Genomic DNA, 1,421 nt, shown 5'->3' on the forward strand with positions numbered 1-1,421 from the left:
CTTAAATAAGAACTACGCCGCAAGGGGCTGGTTCCGGAACTCCTCCGGGGTCAGCCCCTTCAGTTTAACCTGCCTTCGCCTCGTGTTCCAATGGACCACGAAGTCGTCGAGGTCCGCCTTGAAGGACTCGAAGTCCGGCCACGTCCTTCCACGGAAGAACTCGTCCTTGATGTGGCCGAAGACCTGCTCGGTGGCGCCGTTGTCGATGCAGTTGCCCTTTCTGGACATGCTCTGGACGATCCCGGCGTCCCTCAGCCTCCCGCACCATGCGGCGTGCTGGTACTGCCAGCCCATGTCGCTGTGAAGCACCGGCGTCGCGCCCTCGGGCATCTTCGCCAGCAGCCGGTCGAGCAGCTCGGCCTGCTGCGCCATGTCCGGGCTGGTCGACGTCGACCACGCGACTATCTCCTTGCTGCCGAAGTCGTACACCGGCGCGAAGTAGGCCTTGCCCCAGGGCTGCTTGAACTCGGTGACGTCGGTGCCCATCTTCTGCCACGGCCCGTCGGCGGCGAAGTCGCGCCCGATGACGTTCTCGAACGTCTCGCCCACGACGCCCCTGTACGAGTTGTACCTATGGTAGTCGGTCTCGCGGCGGATGCCGCAGCGGACCCCCATCTCCCGCATCATCTTGAGCACGGTCTTGTAGGCTATGCGCGCGCCCAGCTCGGCGCGCAGGCACATGGCGACCTGGCGGTGGCCGCACCCGTTGGCCGTGCGCGAGAAGATCTCCGCCACCGCGTCCCGCAGCTCCGGGCGCGTCGGCCTGGCCGGGTGCGACAGCGCGTAGTAGTAGCTGGACCGGGCCATGCCGGCGCACTCCAGCAGGCGCCCCAGCTCGTATCCCTCCGCGCGCAGGGCGCTCACGGCCTCGACCTTCGCCCTGGTCAGAGCCCGTCCCTCTCGACCAGGGCACGCAATTTTTTTAGGTAGGCCACCTCGGTCTCGAGCCTTCGGCAGCGCTCCTCGAGCTCCTGCTCCCGGGTGCGCTCGCGCGCCCTGGGGCCGGACCCCTTCGGCCTGCCCCTGGGCTTGGGCCTGAGCGCCTCGGCGCCGCCCTCGCGGTAGAGCGCGCACCATCTCTTGAGTGGTGCCAAGGACATGACCCCGAACGCCTTCATGGCGTCCCGCTTGGCCATGCCGCCGTCGACCACGGCCGAGGCGGCGGCGACCTTCTGCTCGTATGTGTACCTGGTCTGCTTGCCGTCCATGGATAGCAGCACCTCGCTTCCGAACGACCGGTATACGTAGAGCCATTGTCTCACGGTGTTGCGCGGGACCGACAGCGCCTTCGCCGCCGACTCGAAGCCGTGCCCTCGCTCGAAGAGCCCGATCGCCGCCTTCCTGGCCTCGATGTCGTGTTTCACTCTCAAGTCGACACGCATAAAAAGCCTCCCATTTCTCGTGTCCAAGAAATGGGAGGC

The 1,421-nt window shown here is 66.4% G+C and carries 2 protein-coding genes; both read right to left on the reverse strand.

The genetic code is table 11. The features are described from left to right. Nucleotides 1–12: 12 nt before the first annotated feature. Nucleotides 13–864 carry an IS3 family transposase gene (locus DW171_RS10010; protein WP_199576915.1) on the reverse strand — a complete coding sequence of 284 codons (852 nt, stop codon included), beginning with the start codon at nucleotides 862–864 and terminating at the stop codon, nucleotides 13–15. Nucleotides 865–884: 20 nt separating this feature from the next. Continuing rightward, nucleotides 885–1,421, reverse strand: a 537-nt coding sequence (locus DW171_RS10015) for a transposase (RefSeq protein WP_369832479.1), incomplete at its 5' end; no start/stop codon positions are given.

This window comes from Collinsella sp. AM15-2, assembly GCF_003471985.1.
GTDB lineage: Bacteria > Actinomycetota > Coriobacteriia > Coriobacteriales > Coriobacteriaceae > Collinsella.